The sequence below is a fragment of the Accumulibacter sp. genome (assembly GCF_032229525.1).
Lineage (GTDB): Bacteria > Pseudomonadota > Gammaproteobacteria > Burkholderiales > Rhodocyclaceae > Accumulibacter.
Genome location: NZ_JAVTWB010000253.1, coordinates 74994 through 99050 on the forward strand (window position 1 = coordinate 74994; position 24057 = coordinate 99050).

Genomic DNA, 24057 nt, shown 5'->3' on the forward strand with positions numbered 1-24057 from the left:
TCAGCTGTGTGAACGCCGGCAGAACACCCGGGCACCCGTCGTCACGGGGTCCGCAGGGTGGCGATTCGGTACTCGGTGAGCAAGCGATCAGCACGGGCGGAGTGGGCTCTCCCCTTGCCCTTGGTCAGGTAGGCGGGTGTTGCCTCACGCCCGCACCAGGCGACAATCACGTCGGGGTCACTGGGGTGCTCGGGCAGATAGCTGCTGAGATCGTACACTTGGCCACCGATCGCCATCCAGCAATCGTCCGGCGTCTTGTGCCTGGCGACTTCAGCGAGCGAATGAGCCTTGCTGGTGGTGACGGGAGGAAGCGCCTGCGGCGCGGCTGGCAGCCACAAGTCGCTTGCCGCGAAGCCGAGTACGACCAGCCAGAACGACGCGGTGGCGAATAGGAATAGTGGGCGCATCAGCGGAAGTCGAAGGTCTCGAAGTGGATGGCGACGCTGGCGACCCCGCGCTGCCGCAGGGCGGTGCCAATGGTGGCCAGCAGCGGCGGCGGCCCGCACATGTGGACTTGCCGGTCGTTCAGGCGGGACACCTGCTGGAGCAGGCGATCGACGTCGGGCGCCTGGTCACCGGAAGCATCGGTGAGCAGTTCGAACAGCGGGTCTGCGCTGGCCAGGTCGCCGAGCTCTTCGAGGAATGCCGCTTCGGCGTCATTGCGATAGAGGTACAGCAGGGTCGTCGGCTGGCTGCAGCGCTGCCCTCGCAAGCTGGCCATGAACGGGGTGATGCCGATGCCGCCGGCCACCCAGAGCTGTGGCAGCGAACGCGTGTCGTCGAGGAAGGTGCCGAAGGGGCCTTCGAGGCGCACCAGCACGCCCGGCTCGACCGCCTGCAGGCGCCGAGAACACGGCCCGAGCGCCTTGACGGTGACCCGCAGCCGGCCCTCGGCTTCAAGACCGCTGACGGTGAACGGATGGTATTCGCCGCAGCCGCGATAGTTCAGGCCGTCACCGAAAGCCACGAGCACGAACTGACCGGGCGCCACCACCAGCGCTGCGGCGCAGGGCGCCAGCGAAGCTTCGATCGTTCCCCGTGCCTGTGGCTGGACCTGGGTGACCCGATAGGGATGCGCAGCCAGGCCGAGATCAGTGGCCAGCAGGCGCCAGCCGAGGGCGGCGGCCGCCATGATCAGCAGCGCGAGGAGCAAGCTGTCATTGCCGAGCAGCACGTACACGTGCGTCAAGCCCAGCACGACGCCGGCGCCGAGCACGAAATGGAAGGCCCGCCAGCGGCGGTAGGGCAGGTGCAGGGCGAAAGTCGTCGCCAGGCCGAACATCAATAGCAGCAGGCCGGCCCAGCCGAGCCACAATGGCCACGACTGCGCGAGGGGCGTCAGCGTTTGCCAGGCGCGGCGCGGATCCTCGCTCCAGCCGTCGAGCGCCAGGGCCAGCGGGTGGCAGAGCAGCAGCAGGTAGGCGCCAAGGCCGCAGCGGTGATGCCAGCGGTAGCTTAGCTCGAGGCCTCCGAGCAGCCGCGTCAGCTGCGCCTCGCGGATCATCAGCAACAGACTGGCGACCAGTAGCCCCGTACCCGCCCAGCCGCTGACGATGGCGGCCGTACGCCACGGGGTCAGGTCGTCCGGGAAGGCCCAAGAGACGCTGGCGAGCGTGATCACGAGAGCTATCAATGGCGCGACGAGGCTGCGCGGTGCTGCGCCGGACGACGGGAAGCTCACTGTAACTTGCCGCGCGCGCGCAGTTTTTCGCAGCCGGACTGGCTCGGCCGTTCGAGAACGACGCCTGCCCGGGCGGCTCGCCGGGCCATTTCGGCGTGCTGCCTGTCCTGATACGCCTTGCACTCCTGGTAGCTCTCGAAACTGCGCATCTGCCGCTGGTGCTCGACGCGCTCGTCGGGCGTCATGAACTGCCAGCCAGCGGTGTTCTGGCGAGCCGCGTGCCAGGGGCCTTCTGCACGCGCGCCAGCGATCGATGGCAGCAACAGGGCAGCGGCCAGCAGGGTCTTCAGCGTCTTGATTGCGCGCCTGTTCATCGATCAGCGTTCCGCAAGCTCGTGTTTCGCAGCGACGGGCATAACGGAGAGCTGCCACGGTTGGGCGCGGTCGTGCGACCAGGACGAGCTGACTCTCGGGATTCCTTCATGAGTCTGACCGGCGTGAATGGTGTGACGGCAAACAGCTCAAGCCGCGCCGCGGCAGAGCTACGGGACTATTTAACCACACTGTCTGGTCTTGCGCAGTTGGGTAATCCGTCGTCTGTACGATGCGCCGCGGACCGGGCCGACGCCATCGCTTTGGCACCGCTTCAATCAACAGGGCCGCGCATCAGTGCGTGAGTCGGGATGGCGCATGTGACCGCCTTGCCACAGCGGGCTCGGCAGGGCCTGCTTTGGGGGGCCAGTGTCTGGTGGCCGGAAGGCGTGGCGGGGGCGCGCCTGCACGGCACGGGTTTCGACCCTCGAAATATTGCTGTAGAATCGTGCCTTTTTCGTATGCGGCGCGGTGGAATGACAGCGCGGATGCGAAGCCGGAGTCGGCGGAGTTTCCCGATGGCGTGTGTTTGCCGGCCGACGGGTGTTGCGCGAGCATACGCCCATACCGATGGCCCAGCGAATCCTCGCGGTTCCAGCGATTGCCTGAGAACAGAATGGTTTCTGCATCTTTGATCTGGCTGCTCAGCGCCGCATTGTCCGTCGGCGAGGCTTCTTTTGGCCGCGCCAGGGTCCACTCACCTTTCAGCCCGTATCACAAGGATTCTTAATGGAAACAAACGCCGCGAATACCGACACTGACGCCTCCGCCCCCACTTCGCCCGATGCTGGCGTACCCGCCGCAAGCGCGCTTGAGCGTCGCGTCGACCTGTCGGTAGCAATCGCCGACCTCGACAAAGAGGTCGACCAGCGCCTGAAGCGCCTCGGCAAGAACATGAAAATGCCGGGTTTCCGGCCAGGCAAGGTACCCACCCACATCATTCGCCAGCAGTACGGCGACCAGGCCCGCCAGGAAGCTCTGAGCGAAACGCTGGGCAACCAGCTCAGCGAGGCGGTGACGACGCAGAAATTGCGCGTCGCTGGCAGTCCGAAGATCGAGGCGAAGGACAGCGGCAGCACGACGCATATCGAGTTCGCGGCCGTTTTCGAGGTGTTTCCCGAGATCAAGCTCAACGATCTGGCCAATCTTGAACTTGAGCGTCCGGTTCTTGAAGTCGGCCCCGCCGAGGTTGATGGCACCATCGAAATCCTGCGCAAGCAGCGGGTGCGCTACGAACCCGTCGATCGTGCCGCGGCAAACGGGGATCGGGTGAGCATCGACTTTCTCGGCAAGAAAGATGGGGTGCCCTTCCAGGGCGGCCAAGGGCAGGATTACCAGTTCGTTCTTGGTGAAGGCAAAATGCTGCCTGACTTCGAGAAAGCGGTGATCGGTAGCAGCCCGGGTGAAAGCAAATCTTTCGAAATGACCTTTCCGGCAGAGTACTTTTCCAAGGAACTGGCCGGTCAGACCGTGACCTTCGACATCACCGCCAAGGAAGTCGGCGAAGCGGTGTTGCCGGAAGTCGATGCCGATTTCGCCAAAGCACTTGGCGTCGCCGATGGTGACCTCGTCAAGATGCGTGCCGAGATCGATGCCAATCTCCGGCGCGAGGTGAAGAAGCGGCTGCAGACGAAAATTACCGGGCAGGTGATGGATTCCCTGCTCGCGGCTCATCCGGTCGATGTGCCGGGCGCTCTGGTGGACAAAGAGATCGAGCGTCTTACGCAGCTTGCCCGCCAGGATATGGAGCAGCGCGGCATGAAGGTCAAGGATGTGCCGATGCAGCGTGAATGGTTTGTCGATCAGGCCACGCGCAGGGTCGGTCTTGGGCTGGTTCTCGCGGAGATCGTCAAGCAGCACGAATTGCAGGCGAAACCGGCTCAAGTGCGTGCGATGGTCGAGGAAGCGGCGCAAAGTTACGAGCATCCGGAAGAGGTCATCCGCTGGTATTATGCCCAGCCCGAGCGCCTGGGCGATTTCGAGAGTGCAGCGATTGAGGCCAACGTGGTTGACTGGGTGCTGGCCGGCGTCAAGGTGAGCGACAAGCCGGTCGCTTTCGATGAACTGATGGGGCAGGCGTCCTGAATGCTTAATACGCAGTGGACTCGAGGCAGAGGAGCCGACATGGGTGTTGACGACGGCAGCAACTGGGATCCGCAGGCACTGGGCCTGGTGCCGATGGTGGTTGAGCAGAGCGGTCGTGGCGAACGTGCCTACGATATCTACTCGCGCTTGCTCAAGGAACGCGTCATTTTTCTGGTGGGTCCGGTCAATGACGTCACCGCCAATCTGGTGGTGGCGCAGTTGCTTTTTCTGGAAGCCGAGAATCCGGACAAGGACATCCATTTCTACATCAACTCGCCGGGCGGTTCGGTATCGGCCGGCCTGTCGGTCTACGACACCATGCAGTTCATCAAGCCCGAGGTGTCGACCTTGTGCATGGGGCAGGCTTGCTCGATGGGGGCTTTTCTACTGGCTGCGGGTGCGCATGGCAAGCGTTTCGCCTTGCCCAATTCGCGGGTGATGATTCACCAGCCGATGGGTGGTTTTCAGGGACAGGCGTCCGACATTGCGATTCACGCCAAGGAAATCCTGTCGCTGCGCGCCAAACTCAACGAGCTGATGGCCCATCACACCGGGCAGGACATCGAGCGTATTGAACGTGACACCGATCGTGATAATTTCCTTTCGGCGCAGGAAGCGGCAGAATATGGTCTGATCGACAAGGTGCTGGCCAATCGGGTCGCCGGTTGACTGGGGGCGACTTCGCATCCAGGCACTCTCCATACAGATTGACAGGGAGGTAGGTCGACATGACGGAAAAGAAAAGTGGCACCGAGAAGCTGCTCTACTGCTCGTTTTGCGGCAAGAGTCAGCATGAAGTGAAGAAGCTGATCGCCGGGCCGTCGGTATTCATTTGCGACGAGTGCATCGAGCTCTGCAACGATATCGTCCGCGACGAAATCGCCGGTGACCAGGATGGCAAGGGCGCTGAGGGTGATCTGCCGACCCCCAAGGAAATCGCCGCGCTGCTGGATCAGTATGTGATCGGTCAGGATCAGGCCAAGCGAATCCTGTCGGTGGCTGTTTACAACCACTACAAGCGTCTTCGTCATCACGGCAAGAGCAATGACGATGTCGAGCTCGCCAAGAGCAATATCCTGCTGATCGGCCCCACCGGGTCCGGCAAGACGCTGCTGGCGCAGACGCTCGCGCGAATGCTCGACGTGCCGTTCGTGATGGCCGATGCAACGACCCTGACCGAAGCCGGCTACGTCGGCGAGGATGTCGAGAACATCATTCAGAAGTTGCTGCAGAAGTCCGATTACGATACCGACAAGGCACAGCGCGGGATCGTCTATATCGACGAGATCGACAAGATCTCGCGCAAGTCCGACAATCCGTCGATTACCCGTGACGTCTCGGGCGAGGGCGTGCAGCAGGCACTGCTCAAGCTGATCGAAGGTACGGTTGCGTCGGTGCCGCCGCAGGGTGGACGCAAGCATCCGAACCAGGACTTCGTGCAGGTCGACACGACCAACATCCTTTTTGTTTGCGGGGGCGCCTTCGATGGTCTGGAGAAAGTCATTCGCGAACGTTCGGAGCGTGGCGGTATCGGCTTCAGTGCCGAAGTAAAGAGCAAGGACAACAAGAAGGCGATCGGCGAGGTGCTGCGCAGCGTCGAGCCCGAGGACCTGATCAAATTCGGTCTGATTCCCGAACTGATCGGCCGCTTGCCGGTGGTGGCCACGCTCGAGGAGCTCTCCGCTGCGGCGCTGGTCGAGATTCTCGTCGAGCCCAAGAATGCGCTGGTCAAGCAGTACCAGAAGCTCTTCGCGATGGAAGGTGTAGGGCTTGAAATACGCCCGGCGGCGATGATGGCCATTGCCCGAAAGGCCCTCGAACGGAAGACCGGTGCGCGTGGCTTGCGCTCGATTCTGGAGTCGGTCTTGCTGGACACCATGTACGAACTTCCCGGCATGGAGAATGTCTCAGAGGTCGTCGTCGACGAGAACGTGATTGTTGGCGATGCGCAGCCCATTCTGATCTACGCTGGTCAAGCCAAGGTTTCTGGCGGCAACTGATGTGCTGGCCGCGGCCTGCGGCTTGAAATACGGGTTCTTGCCACAACTTGTGAGCATCAACCTTCACCTAAAGGGCACAACTGATGTCTGCAACACCCAAGTTGGCTAGCGAGCCAGTCGAACTGCCGCTGTTGCCTCTGCGCGACGTGGTGGTCTTTCCGCACATGGTGATTCCGCTGTTTGTCGGGCGGCCAAAGTCGATCAAAGCCCTCGAAGTGGCGATGGAAGCCGGCAAGAATATCCTGCTGGTGGCTCAGAAATCTGCTGTCAAGGACGAGCCGGAAGCCGAGGATCTCTACGATATCGGCTGCGTGGCCAATATCCTGCAGATGCTGAAGCTGCCCGATGGCACGGTCAAGGTACTGGTCGAAGGTACCCAGCGCGCACGCCTGGATACCATCGAATCCCGCGACGACATGTTCTTCGCCCGCGCACGTCCGGTGGTCGCCGATGATGGTGTCAATCATGAAGTCGAGGCCCTGCGTCGTGCGGTGATCGCGCAGTTCGATCAGTACGTCAAGCTCAACAAAAAGATTCCGCCGGAAATTCTGACTTCGATCGCGGGCATTGAAGAGGCCGGGCGTCTGGCCGACACCATCGCCGCGCACCTGCCGCTGAAGATCGAGCAGAAGCAGGAAGTTCTCGAGATGTTCGACATCCGTGCGCGCATCGAACGCCTGCTGACACAACTCGAAGCCGAAATCGATATCCTGCAGGTCGAGAAGCGTATCCGCGGGCGCGTCAAGCGCCAGATGGAAAAGAGTCAGCGCGAGTATTACCTCAACGAACAGGTCAAGGCGATTCAGAAGGAACTCGGCGAAGGCGAAGACGGCGCCGACATGGAGGATCTCGAGAGGAAGGTCAAGACCGCGGGAATGGGCAAGGAAGGGCTCGCCAAGGCGCAGGCGGAGCTTCGCAAGCTGAGATTGATGTCGCCGATGTCCGCGGAAGCGACGGTGGTGCGTAATTTCATCGAAACGCTGATCGGCCTGCCCTGGCGCAAGCGGACGCGAACCAGCAAGGATCTGGCGGCGGCTGGAAAGATTCTCGACACCGATCACTGGGGACTGGAAAAGGTCAAGGAACGGATCATCGAGTACCTCGCCGTGCAGCAGCGCGTCGATCGACTCAAGGCGCCCATTCTGTGCCTGGTTGGCCCTCCCGGTGTCGGCAAGACATCGCTCGGGCAGTCGATCGCGCGGGCTACCGGTCGTAAATTCGTCCGCATGAGCTTGGGCGGCGTCCGCGATGAGGCCGAGATTCGCGGTCACCGGCGGACCTATATCGGCTCGATGCCGGGCAAGATCCTGCAGAACATGAGCAAGATCGGGGTCAAGAATCCGCTCTTCCTGCTCGATGAAGTTGACAAGATGGGGCAGGATTTTCGCGGTGATCCGAGCTCGGCGCTGCTCGAGGTGCTGGACCCGGAGCAGAATTCGACCTTCGTCGATCACTATGTCGAGGTCGAGTACGATTTGTCGGAAGTGATGTTCGTCGCCACGGCCAACACTTTGAACATCCCGGCGCCCTTGCTCGATCGCATGGAGGTGATCAGGCTTTCGGGATATACCGAGGACGAGAAGGTCAACATCGCCCAGCGTTATCTGCTGCCCAAGCAGATTAAGAACAATGGGCTGAGGACGACCGAACTGACCGTGGCCGAGAGCGCGCTACGCGATATCGTTCGCTACTACACGCGTGAGGCCGGGGTACGGTCGCTTGAACGAGACATTTCCAAGATCTGTCGCAAGGTAGTGAAGACGCTGCTGCTCAGGAAGAGTCAGCACAAAGTCGCAGTCAGCGCGCGCAACCTGGACAAGTTCCTCGGTGTTCGTCGTTTCAACTTCGGCGTCGCCGAGCGCGAGAACCAGATTGGTCAGGTGACCGGACTGGCGTGGACCGAAGTCGGTGGCGAATTGCTGACCATCGAGTCGGTGGTCTTGCCGGGCAAAGGCAAGACGATCACCACCGGCAAGCTGGGCGAGGTGATGCAGGAGTCGGTGCAGGCAGCGGTGTCAGTGGTGCGCAAGCGTGCCGAGTCGCTGGGCATCGACGACGATTTCTACCAGAAGAGCGATATTCACATTCACCTCCCGGAAGGCGCCATTCCCAAAGACGGGCCGTCTGCGGGGGTTGGGATCTGTACGGCGCTGGTCTCGGTGCTGACCGGCATTCCGGTGTGTTGCGACGTTGCGATGACCGGTGAGATAACCCTGCGCGGCGAGGTGTTGCCGATCGGCGGACTGAAGGAGAAACTCCTGGCGGCAGTGCGCGGGGGGCTGGCCAGGGTGTTGATTCCGGAGGAGAACGTCCGGGATCTGGCGGAAATTCCGGACAACATCAAGAACAAGCTCGAGATCATCCCGGTCAGATGGATCGATCAGGTCCTCGAGCAAGCGCTTGAGCGAAAGCCCGAGCGCTTGACGGGCGAGGCGGGGCCAACGCCGGCTGTCGCCGGCGTTGCATCGGAGGGTGTTTCCGGGCAGGCGGTGATCACGCATTGAGTTCTGGCAGTACAGGGTCCGGAGACTCTCGTTTCCGGTCTCTCTAGCGCTGTTCTGACGAGCGGCTCGTGTCAGGTCTGCGTGCGGCGTGTCAGGTTGCAAGTGTTAACCGTGACCTTACTCGATTCTGGCTGCTCCGGGGGCGACTGATGAGTCAGGAGTCGCTGGCTTTGCGCTGCCGGGTGGGTTCCGGAATGCGGGTGAAAGCTTGGAACAGGCTCGGAAACCGGTATGGCCAAGAGGCAGTGGATGGGTTAGACTCACGCCTCTTTGCTCAGGTCAGACGACGGGTGCTTAGCTCAGTTGGTAGAGCGCTAGCCTTACAAGCTGGATGTCGGCGGTTCGAGCCCGTCAGCACCCACCAGAAAGAGCAATAGACGTTCTGCAGCGTTTGGGAGTGGTAGTTCAGTTGGTTAGAATACCGGCCTGTCACGCCGGGGGTCGCGGGTTCGAGTCCCGTCCACTCCGCCACTGCCGAAGGGCGAACGCAAGTTCGCCTTTTTTGTTTTCTTGCCACTGTTTCAATGAGTTAGCAGGCCACCATCATGATCTTCGACGCTGTCCGCAACAACCCGCGAGTTGCTCAGGGAATCCTCGCCTTGATCATCTTGCCCTTCGCATTCTTCGGGATTGACTCGTACGTTGGCAAGATCGGTGCAGGGGCAGATCTGGCCAGCGTTGGTGATTCGAAGATCACCATGCCGCAGTTTGACCAAGCTTGGCGCGTCCAGCAAGATCGCATGCGGCAGGCGCTTGGTGACAGTTTTCGCCCGGAGTCGCTGAATACGCCGGAGGCAAGGCTGGCGGTTCTGAACTCACTGATCGATCAGCGCTTGTTGCTCCTGGAGGCAGTAAAGGGACGCCTTGGCGCTGGCGATGACCTCTTGCGCGAGGTCATAAGCAAGATTCCGGCCTTGCAGGAAAACGGGCAGTTTTCGATGGCTCGTTATCAGGCTGCACTGGCGGCGCAGGGGCTCTCGCAACCGCAGTTCGAGGCACAAATGCGCCAGGACCTCACGCTGCAGCAGTTGGTGGGTGCGATTGCCGATACGGGCATCGTCGGCGTCACGATGACGGATGCAATGCTGCGCATACAGTCCGAGGAGCGCCAGGTTGCCGAGTTGCGCTTCAGCCCGGAGCAGTTTATGGGGCAGGCGAAAATCGAACCGGCTGCGGTCCAGAAATTCTATGACGAGAACAAGAAGCGCTTCGAGATACCGGAGCAGGCCAAGGCCGAGTACGTCGTCCTGTCGCTCGATGCCTTGATGGCCAAGGTCCAGGTGAGCGATGCCGAAGTGACCGCCTGGTACGAGAGCCACAAGGACCGTTACCAGCAGGCCGAAGAACGACGGGCGAGCCACATCCTCATTTTGGTCGACGCCAATACCGACCAGGCAAAAGCCAAGGCGAAAGCTGAGGAGATCCTGAAGGAAATTCAGAAGTCTCCGGCCACATTTGCCGAACTGGCCAAGCAGCAGTCGCAGGATCCTGGCTCGGCGCAAAAGGGCGGCGATCTGGGTTTCTTCGGCCGTGGAATGATGGTCAAAGCGTTCGAGGATACGGTCTTCAAGCTGCAGGAGAACGAGGTTTCGGGGGTCGTGCAGTCGGAGTTCGGCTATCACATCATCAAGTTGACGGGAGTCAAGACTGGCAAGCAGAAGTCATTGGCCGAGGTGCGCTCGGAGCTTGAGGACGAACTCAGGCGCCAGGCGGCGTCGCGACAATTCGCCGAAGCCGCCGAGGCTTTCAGCAACATCGTCTATGAGCAGCCGGACAGCCTGCAGCCGGTGGTCGACAGGTTTCATTTGAAGATCGAGAAATCGGCTTGGTTGCCGCGAGACGCGAGTCGGCAAGTCGCGGCGACACTAGGCCCGCTCGGCGACGAGAAGGTCCTGACGGCGCTCTTCTCGGCCGATTCACTGAAAAACAAACGCAACACGGAAGCGATCGAAGTCGCGCCCAACGTTCTGCTCTCGGCACGCGTCACTGAATATCGACCCTCAAGCGTCAAACCTTTCGACACGGTACGGGCAGACATTGAAGCTGCTCTGAGGGCTCAGGAAGCGTCTACGCTTGCCCGCCAGGCGGGAGAGGCCAAACTTCGCGCCTTGCAGCAGAACCCTGAAGACAAGGCAGGCTGGGGCCCGGTCAAAACCGTGTCCCGACTCGACGGAGGGCAGATGCCGAGGGCGGCATTGAAGGCCATTTTCCAGGCTGACGTCCAGAAACTGCCGGCTTACGTCGGTGCCGAAGGGGATGGCGGTAGCTACATGCTCTACCAGATCGTCAAGGTTGGCCAGCCGGAAAAGCTTGACGATCAACGGCGCCAGGCGCTCGAGAGCGAGTACGGCAAGATTCTTGGTCAGGAGGATTTTGCGGCCTATCTCGCTGGCTTGCGGTTGCGGTACAAGATCGATATCAACACGTCGGCGCTGGCCAGCAAGGAGCAGCGCTAGTCACCCCATAGTCGCCGCGTGGTCCTTTCCTGAAGGGCTTTGCCGCGGCATGGTGTGTCGGTGTAAGAGCGCTTGCCCGTTCGACTGATGGGCGGGGTAAAGCGGGCCCGGATGTGCCCCCACCGCTCGCTGGCTGACCCATGGCGCAGGTCATGTCTCCAGCGCAAGCGGACCGGGCTTGAGCGGCACGGAGTGCCCGCGCCAGCGCCACCAGGTTGCGCCTTGTTCCGCTGCGCCGAGTTTGGCTTGCGGACCACTCGGGCCAATCGGCTGCTTGATCAGCAAAAGAAAAACCCCGCCGGAGCGGGGTTTTCTTGTCAGCGAGCAAGCCCGGACCGGGATTACATGTCCATGCCGCCCATGCCACCCATACCGCCCATACCGCCCATACCACCACCCATACCGCCGCCCATCGCCGGCTTGTCTTCGGCCAGTTCGGCGACCATGCACTCGGTAGTCAGCATCAGGCCGGCGATCGAGGCCGCGTTCTGCAGCGCGGTACGCGTCACCTTGGTCGGATCGAGAACACCCATTTCAACCAGGTCGCCGTACTCTCCGGTGGCTGCGTTGTAGCCAAAATTACCGGTCCCTTGCAGCACGGCATTGACCACGACAGAGGGCTCGGCGCCAGCGTTGGCGACGATTTCGCGCAGCGGTTGCTCCAGCGCGCGCAGCACGATTTTGATGCCGGCATCCTGGTCGTGGTTGTCACCCTTCACCGAGGCGAGCGCGCTACGGGCGCGTAGCAGGGCCACCCCACCACCGGGAACGATGCCCTCTTCGACAGCCGCGCGGGTTGCGTGCAGTGCATCTTCGACGCGTGCCTTCTTCTCTTTCATCTCGACTTCAGTCGCTGCTCCGACCTTGATCAGGGCAACGCCTCCCGCGAGCTTGGCGACGCGCTCCTGCAGCTTCTCCTTGTCGTAGTCGCTGGTAGCGGTGTCGATTTGCGTGCGGATTTGGTTGACGCGCGCCTCGATGGCGGCGGTGTCACCGGCGCCATCGATGATCGTGGTGTCTTCCTTGCCGATCTCGATACGCTTGGCTTGGCCAAGTTCGGCGAGGGTCGCTTTTTCGAGGGTGAGGCCGACTTCTTCCGCAATCACCTGACCGCCGGTCAGCACGGCGATATCTTCAAGCATGGCCTTGCGGCGGTCGCCGAAGCCCGGCGCCTTCACGGCACAGGTCTTGAGGATGCCGCGGATGTTGTTGACCACCAGTGTGGCGAGTGCTTCACCGTCGACATCTTCGGCGACGATCAGCAGTGGGCGGCTGGCTTTGGCGACCTGCTCGAGAATAGGCAACAAGTCCCGGATGTTGGAGACCTTCTTGTCGAAGATCAGGACATACGGGTTTTCCAGGATAGCGTTCTGCTTCTCGTTGTTGTTGATGAAGTAGGGGCTGAGGTAGCCGCGGTCGAACTGCATGCCTTCGACGACGTCGAGTTCATTGTTCAGCGACTTGCCATCTTCAACAGTAATAACGCCTTCCTTGCCGACCTTATCCATTGCACGCGCGATGATTTCGCCGATGTCAGCGTCAGCGTTTGCCGAGATCGAACCGACCTGAGCAATCTCCTTGTTGGTCGAACATGGCTTGGAAAGCTTCTTCAACTCGTCAACAGTCGCGATAACGGCCTTGTCGATGCCGCGCTTGAGATCCATCGGGTTCATGCCGGCGGCAACGTACTTCATGCCTTCGCGGACGATCGACTGGGCCAGAACGGTAGCGGTAGTGGTACCGTCACCGGCGATGTCGGACGTCTTGGAGGCGACTTCCTTGAGCATCTGGGCGCCCATGTTGGCGAACTTGTCCTTCAGTTCAATTTCCTTGGCGACAGAGACACCGTCCTTGGTGACGGTGGGGGCGCCGTACGAGCGGTCCAGAACGACGTTGCGGCCTTTGGGGCCGAGGGTGATCTTTACTGCGTCGGCAAGAAGGTTTACGCCTTCAACCATGCGAGCGCGTGCGCTATCGCCAAACTTGACTTCTTTAGCTGCCATAGAGGTAACTCCTAGAATTCTTTAATGTAATGATCTGAATCTGGCTCGGAAAACCGAGTGGTAAGGCGGGATGGGCGCGACCTTGTCGGCCCGGAAACTCTAGGCCTCGACGACGCCCATGATGTCTTCTTCGCGCATGACAAGCAGCTCGTCGCCATCGACCTTGACGGTCTGTCCAGCGTACTTGCCGAACAGGACGCGGTCGCCCACCTTCACTTCGAGGGCGCGCACGGAACCATCCTCAAGTACTTTGCCATTGCCTACGGCGCGGATTTCACCTTGGTCGGGCTTTTCGGCAGCCGCATCCGGAATGACGATACCGGAGGCGGTCTTGCGCTCCTCTTCAAGACGCTTGACGATCACGCGATCATGCAACGGACGAATTTTCATGCAGTTTCTCCTTGGGTTAGGCATACAAGCGAACAAAACTTGTTACACCCTGCTGCTGCAAGCACAACGCCTGAGCGCAGTGTTGTTAGCACTCACTGCTAACGAGTGCTAATAATAGGGCCACAGTGCGCGAATTTCAAGGGGCGAAGGCGCGTAAACGGAGATTGCTTCCTCGTCGCCATGACGCTGCTCGGCGAAGAGACGGTGTGTGGCGCGCATTTTCTTGCGGTGTGTGAACGGTAAGCGCGAACGTTTGGACCGCTGGTGGCCTATCTCAGTCGGGCCATCGGGCTCGCCTGGTAAGCGCGCGGCCGATCGCCTCGTGCAACGCGCATGGTCAGTTCGCCGTGCCGCCGGAAAGCGCCAGGCTCTGGAGCGATACCCGCTTGCGGCCATCGGCAACGCAGTGACTGCCCACCTCCTGAAACCCGAAGCTGGCGTGGAATCGCGCCGAGTTTTCGTTTGGCGGGTCGACATCGAACTCGCAGGTGAGCATTTCGGCAGCCTTGGCCTGGTCGTTGCCAACGATGTCCGTGTAGAGCAGCTTGCCCAGACCGGCGCCCTGATGCGCAATCGAGACGACGATTCGGTCGATGTACAGAAAGCGCGGGTAGCGCGCCGCGAACCAGAGGTAGTTTGGACTATCGTAGGGCGCGCCTTCGCGTAGCGCGAGCAGGAAGGCGGAAACCTGCCCGGCCTGTTCGACGACCCGAAAATAGGCCGCAGAGCGGTGTAGCCGCTGCAGCAACTCGGGCGTCAGGGGGCTCAGGAAGCGAACCGACTCCTCGTTGAGAGCGAGGATTTCGTCGTGGTCGGCAAGCTGCGCGTCGCGAATGATCATCGGTGAACCCCGGCTTGGGCAGACAGCCTGAGCGGCTGGCAACAGCAGGCAAGTGACGGTCAGTCTTCGCTCTCTTCGTCTTCTGGGTGCTGGCTCTCGTAGTCGCGACCGTAAAGGCGGGTCAGGTCGGCAAGGTGGTCGGCGTGCCAGGCTTCGACCTGATCCCAACGGTAGCGCCACTCCCAGGAACCCTCACCGATGCTCGGCCGGTTCATGCGGTGCGTGGTGTCGAGCATCAGCGCGTCCTGCATCGGGATGACGCAGAACTGGGCAACCGACGAGAAAGCGAGACGGATCAGGTACCAGCACAGCTCGGCGGCATTCTCGCTGCCCACCCCGAGGTAGGCGTGTACCCGGTCCTGCTCCTCCTGCTCGAGCGACGCCCACCAGCCGCAGGTGGTGTCGTTGTCGTGGGTGCCGGTGTAGACCACCGTGTTGGCGTCGTAGTTGTGCGGCAGATAGGGGTTCCTGGCGTCGTCGCCGAAAGCGAAATGCAGGATGCGCATGCCCGGCAGACCGACGTCCTGGCGTAGCTTCCTGACGGCCGGCGTGATGATGCCGAGGTCTTCGGCAATGATCTTCAGCCTGCCGCTCTCGTCGCTCAATTCGCCGCGCATGGCGGTGAACAGCGCTTCTCCGGGCCCTGGCTGCCAGATACCGTCGATCGCCGTTTCAGCCGCGGCCGGAATCTCCCAGTAGGACTCGAAGCCGCGGAAATGATCAATGCGAACGATGTCGCACAGCTTCAGCATTTGCTGCATGCGCTCTATCCACCAGCGATAGTTTTCGGCGGCATGCGCCGACCACAGATAGAGCGGGTTGCCCCAGCGCTGTCCGGTCTCGCTGAAATAGTCCGGCGGCACGCCGGCGACGACGCGCGGACGACCGTCTTTATCGAGGTCGAACAGCTGCGGATTGGCCCAGACGTCGGCACTGTGCCCGGAAACGAAGATTGGCAGGTCGCCGACGATCTCGATGCGGTGTGCGTTGGCGTAGGCCTTGAGCTTCGCCCACTGCTCGTGGAAACACCACTGGCAGAACTTCCAGAAACCTATCTCGGCGGCGTGCTGGCTTTTCGCCTCCGACAGCGCGTCCGGCTCGCGATGAGCCTGAGCTGCAGGCCAATCCTGCCACATCGTGCCCTGGTCGCCATGGTTGGCGATATCCAGCGCCATGAACAGCGCGTAGTCGTCGAGCCAGGCGTGCGCATCGACGCAGAAGGCCTCGAAATCCGCGTGTCGGTGCGATTTCTGGTCAGCGAAAAAGCGCTCGGCGGCACGCCTCAACTGGCCCATCCGGAAGGGCCGTACGGCGGCGTAGTCGATCCGGTCTGCGGGGAAAGCAGGGACCTCGGCGAGATCGGCATCGGTCAGCCAGCCCGTCGTGTGCAGTGCGCCCAGGTCGATCAGCAGCTCGCTGCCGGCGAAAGCGGATGGGCTGGAGTAGGGTGAGTTTCCTGGTCCGACACCGGTGAGGGGCAACACCTGCCACAGGGATTGACCCCCGGCGACCAGCCAGTCGACAAAGTGATAGGCGGCGGGGCCAAGGTCGCCCGAGCCGTGCGGGCCGGGCAGTGAGGTGGGGTGAAGCAGGATGCCGCTCTGGCGGGGAAGGGGAGTCATCGAGATCCTTTTTTCTTGCGTCATCGTCCGTTTTTTGGTGACGGAGCGAGCAGATTGTCAAGTTGCATTATTTGGGGTGCTGCTGGTCGCATGCCATGCCAGTCGGCTGGCGGCGCTGAATCGGTCAGTGGCGCTTTGCGCGACGGCCGCCAGTATCGGGCGCCTGCGCTTGCAGCGCAAGGTGAGTTGCATGACGCGCTTTTACTGTCCCGCCGACGTGCCCGCTGCCACAGCCCCCGGCAGCGAAGTGGCGTGGTCAGCCAGGCGCGGCGGACTCCGCGACGAGCCTGATTACTCGAGCCTGGTAATCTTGTTGCCCTGCAGGCCAAGGCCGGCCATCAGACCCTTCTGACTGAAGATGAAGGCATAGATGTCGTCTTGCGCAGTCGTGGAAGTCAGCGACTTGCCCATGCCCTCGTCGACCATGACAATCGTTGGGCCAACGCCGACTTCGAAGCCCTGGGCCGTGTTCAGGGTCTGCAGCGATTTCTCGTTCATGAAAAACATCGCATAGCCGTATTGCTGGGCACCGGCTTGAAGCCCGTACGAAGCGCCAGCGGTGTTGTAGTAGCCCGAGGTTTTGCCCTGCTTGAAGAGTACGCCGTCTCCGTACTGTCCACCGACGACGAGACCGGCCTTGGTAATTTTGGGAAAGACGAGGACGGCTACCGCATTCCTGGACAAGTCCTTGGCCGCCGGGATCTTGGCGATCAGCTTCTTGTAGGCGCTGCGCGCGTCTCTTTCGAGCGCTGCGTGGTCAGCCGCGATGGCGGCAGCCGGGGCCAGCAGAGCAGTGGCCAGGGCTATCAGCAGCCACCGGGAAAATTGAAAGACGCGCGAAAAGAATTTCTTCTTCATGTCACCACTCCGTGAAAAATTGCTGCCAGGAAGAGTCCGCCTGGCCGGGTCGTCGAGGCGTCATCATAAGCCAAAGTCCTCGCACGCGGCTTGCTTCACCAATGTGATTTCATCCCGACGCCATGTCTTTTCGCGCGACACGATTCGAGTGGAGCGTAGCAGCGCAGGACTGCTTTGGCGCCATACGGTAGAATGGTTATTAGGGGCGGCCGCACGCTCGACAGGTCCTGCCTGGAGGCTCGCGAGTGGCGCCAGGGGCAACCAAAGGACGGTTACCAGCACACGCCAACACCACAATCCACGACGAGTACAACGAGTACATCATGAATACAGACACCCTTCAGAACCGCTGCTTCGATGAAATCAAAATAGGGGACACGGCAAGCGTCAGTCACACCCTGAGCTTGCACGACGTGCAACTCTTCGCTGCCGTGTCCGGCGATCTCAGTCCGACTCAGCTCGACAATGCACTGGATCGACAGCAGGGCCCGGGCGACGTCAGCGCCCACAGCATGTGGCTGGGCGCGCAGCTTTCCGGACTGCTCGGCAACCAGCTTCCCGGCCCGGGCACCGTGCATTCTGGACAGGATCTCGAGTTCCTGGCGCCGCTGCCGATTGGCGAGCAGGTGACGATCACCATCACCGCGACGGCCAAGGACCCGGCCAGCCAGCGGGTGAGCTTCGACTGCCGCGGGGTCAATGCGCGCGGTGAGACGATCATGACCGGTACGGCGCGGGTGATCGCGCCGCGGGTGAAGATCAGCATGGCGCGTCCCGACGCGGCGCAGGTGTCTATTCAGAGCCACGATCGCTTCGAGCATCTGGTCGAACGCTGCCGGCAACTGACTCCCGTGGTGGTGGCGGTGGCGCATCCCTGCGACGCATCGTCACTTGGCGCGGCGCTGCAGGCCAGGCGTGAGGGGCTGATCGAGCCGATCCTGGTCGGGCCGCTGGCCAGGTTGCATGCCGTTGCCGAAGAGCAGGGTTTCGACCTCTCTGGCGTAGAACTCGAAGATGTGCCGCACAGCCATGCGGCGGCTTTTCGGGTCGTCGAACTGGTTCGCCTTGGCAAGGCGGCGGCGCTGATGAAAGGAAGCCTGCATACCGACGAGCTGATGGCCGAGGTGGTCAACAGGCAAACGGGGTTGCGCACCGAGCGGCGCATCACGCACGCCTTCGTGATGGACGTGCCGACCTATCACAAGCCGTTGATCGTCACCGATGCGGCGATCAACATCGCACCTGATCTCGACACCAAGCGCGACATTTGCCAGAACGCCATCGACCTCGGGCATGTACTCGGAATAGAATGCCCGAAGGTGGCGATCATCTGTGCCGTCGAAGGGATCAACTCGCGGATGGTGTGCACCACGGACGCCGCTTCGCTGTGCAAGATGGCCGACCGCGGCCAGATCACGGGGGCCATTCTCGATGGCCCGCTGGCCCTCGATAACGCCATCAGCAAGGAAGCCGCTCGGATCAAGAAGATCGATTCGCTGGTCGCCGGCGATCCAGACATTCTGGTGGTTCCCGATCTCGCCGCCGGCAACATCCTGGCCAAGCAATTTACCTTCATGAGCAATGCCGATGGCGCGGGTATCGTGCTCGGTGCGCGCGTGCCGATCATCCTCACCAGTCGTGCCGACAACCGGCGTGCCAAACTCGCTTCGTGCGCGGTGGCCTGCCTGATGGCCAGTGCCGCGGTGGCGCAGGGCTCGACGATAGCGGGAGCTTGAGATGGGAAACGGAATTCTGGTCCTCAACGCCGGCTCTTCGAGCCTGAAGTTCTCGGTTTTCGACATCGGCGGTCCGGGTGTCCTCGATGCCATGGCGGTGGGCCAGGTTGAAGGCCTGGGCACGGCACCGCACCTCAAGGCAAAGGGCGCTGATGGCAGCGTCATTGCCGACCAGCGCTGGACTACCAGCGAAGTCGCCACTCACGGGAGGGCATTGCAGGAGATTGCCACGCTGCTACGTTCCCGCTTCGCGGGACAGGAGCTGGCGGGCGTCGGTCATCGTGTGGTGCACGGCGGTCCGGACTATTCGGCGCCGCTGCTGATCACGCCGCAGGCGATGGAAAAACTCGCCACCTTTGTGCCGCTGGCGCCGCTGCATCAGCCGCACAACCTGGCCGCCATCCGCGCGGTGCAGGAGGCGCGGCCCGAGTTGCCTCAGGTTGCCTGTTTTGATACCGCGTTCCACCGCAGCCACGACACTGTCGTGCAGCTCTATGGTCTGCCCTATGAATACTTCGAGCGCGGCATCCGCCGCTACGGCTTTCACGGCCTGTCCTACGAGTACATCGCCGCGACGCTGCCAGAGGTGGCGCCGGAAATCGCCGCCGGGCGTGTCGTCGTGGCTCATCTCGGCAGCGGTGCCAGCATGTGCGCAATCCACAACGGCCGCAGTGTCAGCAGTTCGATGGGCTTTACCGCGCTCGACGGACTGCTGATGGGTACGCGGCCGGGCAACATGGATCCCGGCATCGTTCTCTACCTGCTCGAGCACGAAGGGATGAGCGCCAAAGAGATCGAGGAACTGCTCTACAAGCGTTCCGGCCTGCTCGGTCTGTCGGGAATCGGCAACGACATGCGTGTCCTGCAGGAGAGTGACTCGCCGCGCGCGCGCCTGGCGATCGATCACTTCGTCTATCGCATCAGTCGTGAACTCGGCGGGCTCGCGGCGGTGCTCGGGGGGCTCGATGCCCTCGTGTTCACTGCCGGCATAGGCGAAAACAGCGCATACATTCGTCGACGGGTCTGCGAACAGGCGAAATGGCTGGGCATCGATCTCGACGCGGCGGCCAACGAACAGGCTGGCCCGCGTATCAGCAGCGCCGGCAGCAAGGCTTCGGCGTGGGTGGTGCCGACCAACGAGGAGCTGATGATTGCGCGGCACACGCGCGTGCTGCTCGGGCTGTAATCACCGCTGGAAGTCCAGCATTGGACTCGGCCCAGGCTGCGGCACTGGCGGCAAGAACTGCGGGCAGCGGGGGGCCGCCGATGTCGGGCCTTTCCCGCACCACGATGTTCGGTATTTCAGTGGCGGGCAGGTGACGGGCCTGCCAGCTTGAGCCGGCAGATGGCGACCGACGCATCCTCCGGGTCGGTCAAAATAGTGAAGCCAAGGCGAGCGGCGAGTCGCAGCATCGGCGCGTTGACCCGCAGCACGAAACCCTCCATTTCCACGAGCCCACGCCGTTTCGTGGCAGCGATCAGCGCGCTCATCAGGGCATGGCCAAGCCCGGCTCCATCGTAGTTCCCGGCGACGGTGACCGAAAATTCGCAGCTCGCCGGGTCGTTGCCGATCACCGCGAGGGCAGAGCCCACGATATCGATCCCGTCGGCAGCCGGGACAGTGGCCACGAGGCCGATGCCGCTCTCGGGAAACGAGGCGAGAACCTTGCGCAAGCGGTCCACGTTGGGTTCGCGGACGACCCGCATGAAACGCATGTAGCGGGCGTCCGCATCGAGTCGCTCGAAGGCCTGCAGCAGTTCATCCTCGTCGGTGCTACGGATCGCACGAAGGTGCACCGCACGCCCGTCGCGCAGGGTGACGTCAGTTGCTGCGAAGATGGAGTCCATGGATAGCCGTAGTCCTTTCCGTCCGGTCGCCATCGCCCTGTCGTGCGTGGCTTGACCGGGCAATTGTCATTCCTTGACTGGGATGTCGATGGCCGCGTGTTCCGGTGCCTGCGGCGGCAGCGCTTCGCAGCTGCGAGCGTAGCGTTCGATGCCGGGCTTGGCGCTCAGACCATGCGCGACGACGCTGAGTAACACGGTCGCCATAACCGCCAGACGGATGGTGTTTTCGCCTGGCAGATTCGGCTGTTTCTCCAGATACACCAGCCCGAGGACAATCGACGCCAGGCCGCGCGGGCCGAACCAGCCGAGGAACAGGACGGTCGGGCGACTGAGGCCGATGCCGGCGACTGCCACCGCGACGGGCAGCATGCGAACGACGGTCAGGCTGAGAAGTGCATAGAGCATGACGACCGGCGTGAAATCGTCCGAGTTGCGCGCGATGAGTAGCCCGAACAGGAAAAAAACGAAGAAGTTGAACAGCTGTCCCCAGCCTTCGGTGAACTCGACGCTGTGCCGTCCGACCTTCGGGAAGCCGACCTGCGCGGCCAGACCGGCGACGAAGGCGGCGATGAACATGCTCGCCCCGGACTCCTCCGCGGCCAGTATGCACAGCAGCGGCATCGCTACCACGCCGAGCTGACCCAACTCGGGTGACATCCATTGCCGGCGCTGTGCAAGGCCCATCAGCAGACCGCCGCCCAGGCCGATCGCCAACCCGATCACGGTGCCGTAGCCGATCTGCTCAAGGAGAAAGCGCGCGAGCACGCCACGCGCACCCACACCTTCCTCGATTGCCGCGGCGAGCGCGATGAACAGCATCAGGAAGGGGACCGCCAGGCCGTCGTTGAGGCCGGCCTCGACGTTCAGCGCCTGCCGGATGCGTGCTGGCACCCGCGGACTGTTGACGATGACCTGCCCGAGGCCGGCGTCGGTCGGCGCGAGGATCGCGGCGAGGATGCCGGCCTCCCACCACGACAGGCCGGCGAAGCACGCCATCGCCGCCGCCGCTCCCAGCAGGATGGTCAGCAGCATGCCAGCGCTGAGCAAGCGCACCGGCAATTTGTGGTTGTCCTGCAGCGCTCGCCGGTTGATGTGCGAAGCATCGGTGAACAAGGTCATTACCAGGCCCACCTCGGCGATCAGCAGGAGAGCCTTGCGGTCAATGGACAGTTCGCTGGCTGCTTCGGGGAAGAGCAACATCAGCGCGCCGGCCGCGGTGAACAGCATCGGTGCGCTGATCAGCGTGCTCTCCAGCCGGCGCGACACCAGGCTGTAGGCGAAGACGAGGAGGGTGAATGCTGCGGCGATCAACATGGCGGGCTGTTCCCGAGGCGAGCAGCGATTAACCGAGCGCTGAGGCCCGGGAGGTCAGTCGATGATACCGACATCAGTGCACATGGTTCAAGTCCCGTCACATGACGGTATAGAGGAGTGCGCCACAATTGCACGCTTTTCCCCGGTAGATTGGCGCAGTCGGCTTGGTCGTCCGCGCCTGGGTGCGGCCGCAGCAACGCCAGCGGCCGACGGCATGGGCCATGTTTGTGCCGATAGCATGTACAATCAGTAGTGTTTCTCGTCGCGTTGGAAAGCACAGCGCGGCGTCGTGCCGGGCGTCTAGCGGCCCGGCTTCCCTCGTCTGTGAAGGAGCACAACGCCATGTCCATCGAAGTCCCCCGCCCGCCACTGAAAGGCAAGAAGGCGCTGGTGGTCGGTATTGCCAACGAGCACTCCATCGCCTACGGCTGTGCCAAGGCCTTCCGCGAACTGGAAGCCGAGGTGGCGATCAGCTATCTCAACGAGAAGTCGAAACAGTACGTCGAACCACTGGCGGCGGCTCTGCAGGCGCCGATCTTCATGCCGCTGGATGTGACCCAACCCGACCAGCTGGAGGCACTGTTCGAGGAGATCAAACAGAAGTGGGGGCGCCTCGATATCCTGGTGCACTCGATCGCCTTCGCGCCAAAGGCCGATTTGCAGGGTGGCCTGATCGACTGTTCGGCGGCAGGTTTTGCCAAGGCGATGGACATTTCCTGCCACTCCTTCATCCGCATGGCCAGGTTGGCCGCGCCGCTGATGGACCAGGGCGGGGCGATGTTCGCCATGAGCTACCACGGCGCCAATGCGGTGGTTCCGAACTACAACGTCATGGGGCCGGTCAAGGCAGCGCTGGAATCCTCCTGTCGCTACCTGGCCTACGAACTGGGCCAAAAGGGCATCCGGGTGCACGCTCTCTCGCCGGGGCCGCTCAAGACGCGCGCTGCTTCGGGTGTCAAGGACTTCGATCTGCTGCTCAACGACGCGGTGCAGCGCGCGCCGATTGGCGAACAGGTGGACATCATGGATGTCGGTTTCACCTGCGCCTACCTGGCTACTCCCTACGCACGCCGCCTGACCGGCAGCACCGTATACGTGGATGGCGGCGTGAATATCATGGCGTAGCAAGGATGGGGGGTCGCAAGTCCAGGCTGGTGACTGCGAGAGACACCTCGATTGGTTACGGCAAACAACAGCGTCTCTATCGAGCCAGCCATTTTCACAGGAGGACGAGGACATGGGCATTCTCGACTGGTTCAAGAACCGGCCGGCTCAATTCGACCCCGACCGGGTGTCCGGTGAGATGGTTCGTGCAGCAGTCGACAAGGCGATCACGCTGACCAACCCCCGGCTCAAGCTGCTGCCAGGCTGCCACAAGCGCCTGACGCCCGCCGTCGAGACAACGATCGAATTCCTCTGCGCGCTGGTCCAGTCACTGCCAGCGGCGCGTCCGCTTTCGCCGGCCATCTGGTCTGCCGATCCGGCCTTGCGGGCTTTTTTTGTCGCGCCGTCGGATATTCCGGCCGTGCTCGGCCGCTCGGACAATCTGCGCACGCTGTTCGACAAGTTCCCGGAACTCGACCAGGCTTGCCTGGTCCTCGGCATGGCGCTCAAAGAACAGCGGGTTTTCGGCATGGCGCTGCGCGGCGGCATGGTGCAGCGCGACGTGGCGCAGACCAGTGTCAGTTTCTCGGACCACCGAGCACCGATCTGCGGTCGGGACGAGTCCCGTCTAAGGCGCGTTGCGGGCGTCGCCGTTTTTGAATACCTGCTTGGCCAGGCCTTGGCGGAGATCGGCGAGGAGCGCGTCGAGAGGCAGGAACTGCAGGCGGCCCGGTCGCTGATCCGTGCACGTCTGCGCTTGCTTCAGCAACACGGGCCGGGTCTGGGATCGATGTTCGGCGGGGCTCCGGCTGGGCCCGGCGAGCAGGCCAGACTGCAGGCGGAGCTGCTGGAAAACGAGCGGCAACTGGAGGCGAGAGGGGGTAGTGAGTCGGCACTGGAAGCAGAACTCGAATGCCTGAAGACGGTACTCGATAATCCGCGGCGTTACCTACGGGTCGAACCGAAGCGCTTGCGGCTCAGCACGATGAACGTGGTGCTCGATGAAGCCAGCACGGACCCCGCTGCCGACGTCGATTTTTGCTGGGCGGAACTGGGCGGTGCCCCTGCACTGCAGAGGGCCTTCGTATTGGCGCGCGTCACGCGCAGCGAACTACCGTCGCCGCAAAAGATCAACTTTGACGACATGGCCCGCTATCTCTGAGTTGTCGCCGGCGGATTGCCTTCGCGAGAGCTGCTGTCGAGGCGGCGGTTTCCTTGTGTCGGGCGGAGACAAGGGGAGTGCCCCGGCGCCGCCTGACAACTACTGGAGAACACGATATGTTCAAGAACCTCCTTATTCCCA

Annotated in this window: 19 protein-coding genes and 2 tRNA genes; 11 read left to right on the plus strand and 10 right to left on the minus strand. The window is 62.2% G+C overall.

The annotated features are described in order from the left end of the window. Nucleotides 1-41: 41 nt before the first annotated feature. From RUW20_RS20080 to RUW20_RS20090, 3 genes are read right to left on the minus strand one after another with little or no spacing between them, the layout of a single operon-like run. The gene (locus tag RUW20_RS20080) at nt 42-407 is read right to left on the minus strand and encodes a cytochrome b5 domain-containing protein (RefSeq protein ID WP_313953990.1); all 366 of its coding nucleotides are present in this window, start codon (nt 405-407) and stop codon (nt 42-44) included. Then, complete coding sequence (locus tag RUW20_RS20085) at nt 407-1621, minus strand: ferric reductase-like transmembrane domain-containing protein (RefSeq protein ID WP_313953991.1); 1215 nt, start codon at nt 1619-1621, stop codon at nt 407-409. The genes RUW20_RS20080 and RUW20_RS20085 overlap by 1 nt, the downstream gene beginning before the upstream one ends. A gap of 56 nt (nt 1622-1677) precedes the next feature. Then, nucleotides 1678-1995, minus strand: coding sequence for a hypothetical protein (locus RUW20_RS20090; protein WP_313953992.1), 318 nt, complete (start codon nt 1993-1995; stop codon nt 1678-1680). Between the two features lie 727 nt (nt 1996-2722). Here RUW20_RS20090 and tig point away from each other — a divergent pair. The 7 genes from tig (at nt 2723) to RUW20_RS20125 (ending at nt 11038) form a co-directional block, all read left to right on the plus strand. Continuing rightward, on the plus strand, nt 2723-4078 hold the full coding sequence (tig, locus tag RUW20_RS20095) for a trigger factor (protein ID WP_313953993.1): 1356 nt from the start codon (nt 2723-2725) through the stop codon (nt 4076-4078). A 39-nt stretch (nt 4079-4117) separates the two neighbouring features. Then, nucleotides 4118-4747 carry an ATP-dependent Clp endopeptidase proteolytic subunit ClpP gene (gene clpP, locus RUW20_RS20100; RefSeq protein ID WP_313953994.1) on the plus strand — a complete coding sequence of 210 codons (630 nt, stop codon included), beginning with the start codon at nt 4118-4120 and terminating at the stop codon, nt 4745-4747. Nucleotides 4748-4806: 59 nt separating this feature from the next. After that, nucleotides 4807-6078, plus strand: coding sequence for an ATP-dependent Clp protease ATP-binding subunit ClpX (gene clpX / locus RUW20_RS20105; RefSeq protein ID WP_313953995.1), 1272 nt, complete (start codon nt 4807-4809; stop codon nt 6076-6078). A gap of 83 nt (nt 6079-6161) precedes the next feature. Then, nucleotides 6162-8582 (plus strand): endopeptidase La, encoded by a 2421-nt coding sequence (gene lon / locus RUW20_RS20110; protein WP_313953996.1) that lies wholly within the window; start codon nt 6162-6164, stop codon nt 8580-8582. Nucleotides 8583-8870: 288 nt separating this feature from the next. Beyond that, a tRNA-Val gene (locus tag RUW20_RS20115) sits at nt 8871-8946 on the plus strand. 30 nt (nt 8947-8976) lie between these two features. Further along, nucleotides 8977-9053: transfer RNA gene (locus RUW20_RS20120), tRNA-Asp, on the plus strand. 74 nt (nt 9054-9127) lie between these two features. Next, nucleotides 9128-11038 carry a SurA N-terminal domain-containing protein gene (locus RUW20_RS20125; protein ID WP_313953997.1) on the plus strand — a complete coding sequence of 637 codons (1911 nt, stop codon included), beginning with the start codon at nt 9128-9130 and terminating at the stop codon, nt 11036-11038. 341 nt (nt 11039-11379) lie between these two features. Here the strand turns inward: RUW20_RS20125 and groL are convergent, their stop codons facing one another. The 5 genes from groL to RUW20_RS20150 form a co-directional block, all read right to left on the minus strand. After that, on the minus strand, nt 11380-13041 hold the full coding sequence (gene groL, locus RUW20_RS20130) for a chaperonin GroEL (protein ID WP_313953998.1): 1662 nt from the start codon (nt 13039-13041) through the stop codon (nt 11380-11382). A gap of 99 nt (nt 13042-13140) precedes the next feature. Then, complete coding sequence (groES, locus tag RUW20_RS20135) at nt 13141-13431, minus strand: co-chaperone GroES (RefSeq protein WP_313953999.1); 291 nt, start codon at nt 13429-13431, stop codon at nt 13141-13143. 337 nt (nt 13432-13768) lie between these two features. Continuing rightward, nucleotides 13769-14272 (minus strand): GNAT family N-acetyltransferase, encoded by a 504-nt coding sequence (locus RUW20_RS20140; protein WP_313954000.1) that lies wholly within the window; start codon nt 14270-14272, stop codon nt 13769-13771. 59 nt (nt 14273-14331) lie between these two features. After that, nucleotides 14332-15894: a 4-alpha-glucanotransferase gene (malQ, locus tag RUW20_RS20145; RefSeq protein WP_313954001.1), complete on the minus strand. Its 1563-nt coding sequence runs from the start codon at nt 15892-15894 to the stop codon at nt 14332-14334. A 291-nt stretch (nt 15895-16185) separates the two neighbouring features. After that, a complete protein-coding gene (locus tag RUW20_RS20150) occupies nt 16186-16752 on the minus strand; it encodes a lipid-binding SYLF domain-containing protein (RefSeq protein WP_313954002.1) in 567 nt (188 codons plus the stop codon). A gap of 323 nt (nt 16753-17075) precedes the next feature. Between RUW20_RS20150 and RUW20_RS20155 the strand changes: the two genes are divergently transcribed. Both RUW20_RS20155 and RUW20_RS20160 read left to right on the plus strand, forming a co-directional pair. Beyond that, the gene (locus RUW20_RS20155) at nt 17076-18488 is read left to right on the plus strand and encodes a bifunctional enoyl-CoA hydratase/phosphate acetyltransferase (RefSeq protein ID WP_313954003.1); all 1413 of its coding nucleotides are present in this window, start codon (nt 17076-17078) and stop codon (nt 18486-18488) included. Between the two features lies 1 nt (nt 18489). Then, complete coding sequence (locus RUW20_RS20160; RefSeq protein ID WP_313954004.1) at nt 18490-19674, plus strand: acetate/propionate family kinase; 1185 nt, start codon at nt 18490-18492, stop codon at nt 19672-19674. A gap of 116 nt (nt 19675-19790) precedes the next feature. On the opposite strand, the gene RUW20_RS20165 is transcribed toward RUW20_RS20160, so the two are convergent. Then, nucleotides 19791-20336, minus strand: coding sequence for a GNAT family N-acetyltransferase (locus RUW20_RS20165; RefSeq protein WP_313954005.1), 546 nt, complete (start codon nt 20334-20336; stop codon nt 19791-19793). A 66-nt stretch (nt 20337-20402) separates the two neighbouring features. Continuing rightward, the gene (locus RUW20_RS20170; protein ID WP_313954006.1) at nt 20403-21650 is read right to left on the minus strand and encodes a cation:proton antiporter; all 1248 of its coding nucleotides are present in this window, start codon (nt 21648-21650) and stop codon (nt 20403-20405) included. A gap of 342 nt (nt 21651-21992) precedes the next feature. Between RUW20_RS20170 and fabI the strand changes: the two genes are divergently transcribed. Next, nucleotides 21993-22775 carry an enoyl-ACP reductase FabI gene (gene fabI, locus RUW20_RS20175; RefSeq protein ID WP_313954007.1) on the plus strand — a complete coding sequence of 261 codons (783 nt, stop codon included), beginning with the start codon at nt 21993-21995 and terminating at the stop codon, nt 22773-22775. Between the two features lie 112 nt (nt 22776-22887). Continuing rightward, nucleotides 22888-23916, plus strand: a complete 1029-nt coding sequence (locus RUW20_RS20180) for a hypothetical protein (RefSeq protein ID WP_313954008.1) — start codon at nt 22888-22890, stop codon at nt 23914-23916. Nucleotides 23917-24057: the final 141 nt, after the last annotated feature.

Excerpts from the sequence above, each read along its gene's own strand:
- RUW20_RS20080 (WP_313953990.1), bottom strand. The coding sequence starts at position 407 with ATGCGCCCACTATTCCTATTCGCCACCGCGTCGTTCTGGCTGGTCGTA.
- RUW20_RS20090 (WP_313953992.1), bottom strand. The coding sequence starts at position 1,995 with ATGAACAGGCGCGCAATCAAGACGCTGAAGACCCTGCTGGCCGCTGCC.
- tig (WP_313953993.1), top strand. The coding sequence starts at position 2,723 with ATGGAAACAAACGCCGCGAATACCGACACTGACGCCTCCGCCCCCACT.
- clpP (WP_313953994.1), top strand. The coding sequence starts at position 4,118 with ATGGGTGTTGACGACGGCAGCAACTGGGATCCGCAGGCACTGGGCCTG.
- clpX (WP_313953995.1), top strand. The coding sequence starts at position 4,807 with ATGACGGAAAAGAAAAGTGGCACCGAGAAGCTGCTCTACTGCTCGTTT.
- lon (WP_313953996.1), top strand. The coding sequence starts at position 6,162 with ATGTCTGCAACACCCAAGTTGGCTAGCGAGCCAGTCGAACTGCCGCTG.
- RUW20_RS20125 (WP_313953997.1), top strand. The coding sequence starts at position 9,128 with ATGATCTTCGACGCTGTCCGCAACAACCCGCGAGTTGCTCAGGGAATC.
- groL (WP_313953998.1), bottom strand. The coding sequence starts at position 13,041 with ATGGCAGCTAAAGAAGTCAAGTTTGGCGATAGCGCACGCGCTCGCATG.
- groES (WP_313953999.1), bottom strand. The coding sequence starts at position 13,431 with ATGAAAATTCGTCCGTTGCATGATCGCGTGATCGTCAAGCGTCTTGAA.
- RUW20_RS20140 (WP_313954000.1), bottom strand. The coding sequence starts at position 14,272 with ATGATCATTCGCGACGCGCAGCTTGCCGACCACGACGAAATCCTCGCT.
- malQ (WP_313954001.1), bottom strand. The coding sequence starts at position 15,894 with ATGACTCCCCTTCCCCGCCAGAGCGGCATCCTGCTTCACCCCACCTCA.
- RUW20_RS20150 (WP_313954002.1), bottom strand. The coding sequence starts at position 16,752 with ATGAAGAAGAAATTCTTTTCGCGCGTCTTTCAATTTTCCCGGTGGCTG.
- RUW20_RS20155 (WP_313954003.1), top strand. The coding sequence starts at position 17,076 with ATGAATACAGACACCCTTCAGAACCGCTGCTTCGATGAAATCAAAATA.
- RUW20_RS20160 (WP_313954004.1), top strand. The coding sequence starts at position 18,490 with ATGGGAAACGGAATTCTGGTCCTCAACGCCGGCTCTTCGAGCCTGAAG.
- RUW20_RS20165 (WP_313954005.1), bottom strand. The coding sequence starts at position 20,336 with ATGGACTCCATCTTCGCAGCAACTGACGTCACCCTGCGCGACGGGCGT.
- RUW20_RS20170 (WP_313954006.1), bottom strand. The coding sequence starts at position 21,650 with ATGTTGATCGCCGCAGCATTCACCCTCCTCGTCTTCGCCTACAGCCTG.
- fabI (WP_313954007.1), top strand. The coding sequence starts at position 21,993 with ATGTCCATCGAAGTCCCCCGCCCGCCACTGAAAGGCAAGAAGGCGCTG.
- RUW20_RS20180 (WP_313954008.1), top strand. The coding sequence starts at position 22,888 with ATGGGCATTCTCGACTGGTTCAAGAACCGGCCGGCTCAATTCGACCCC.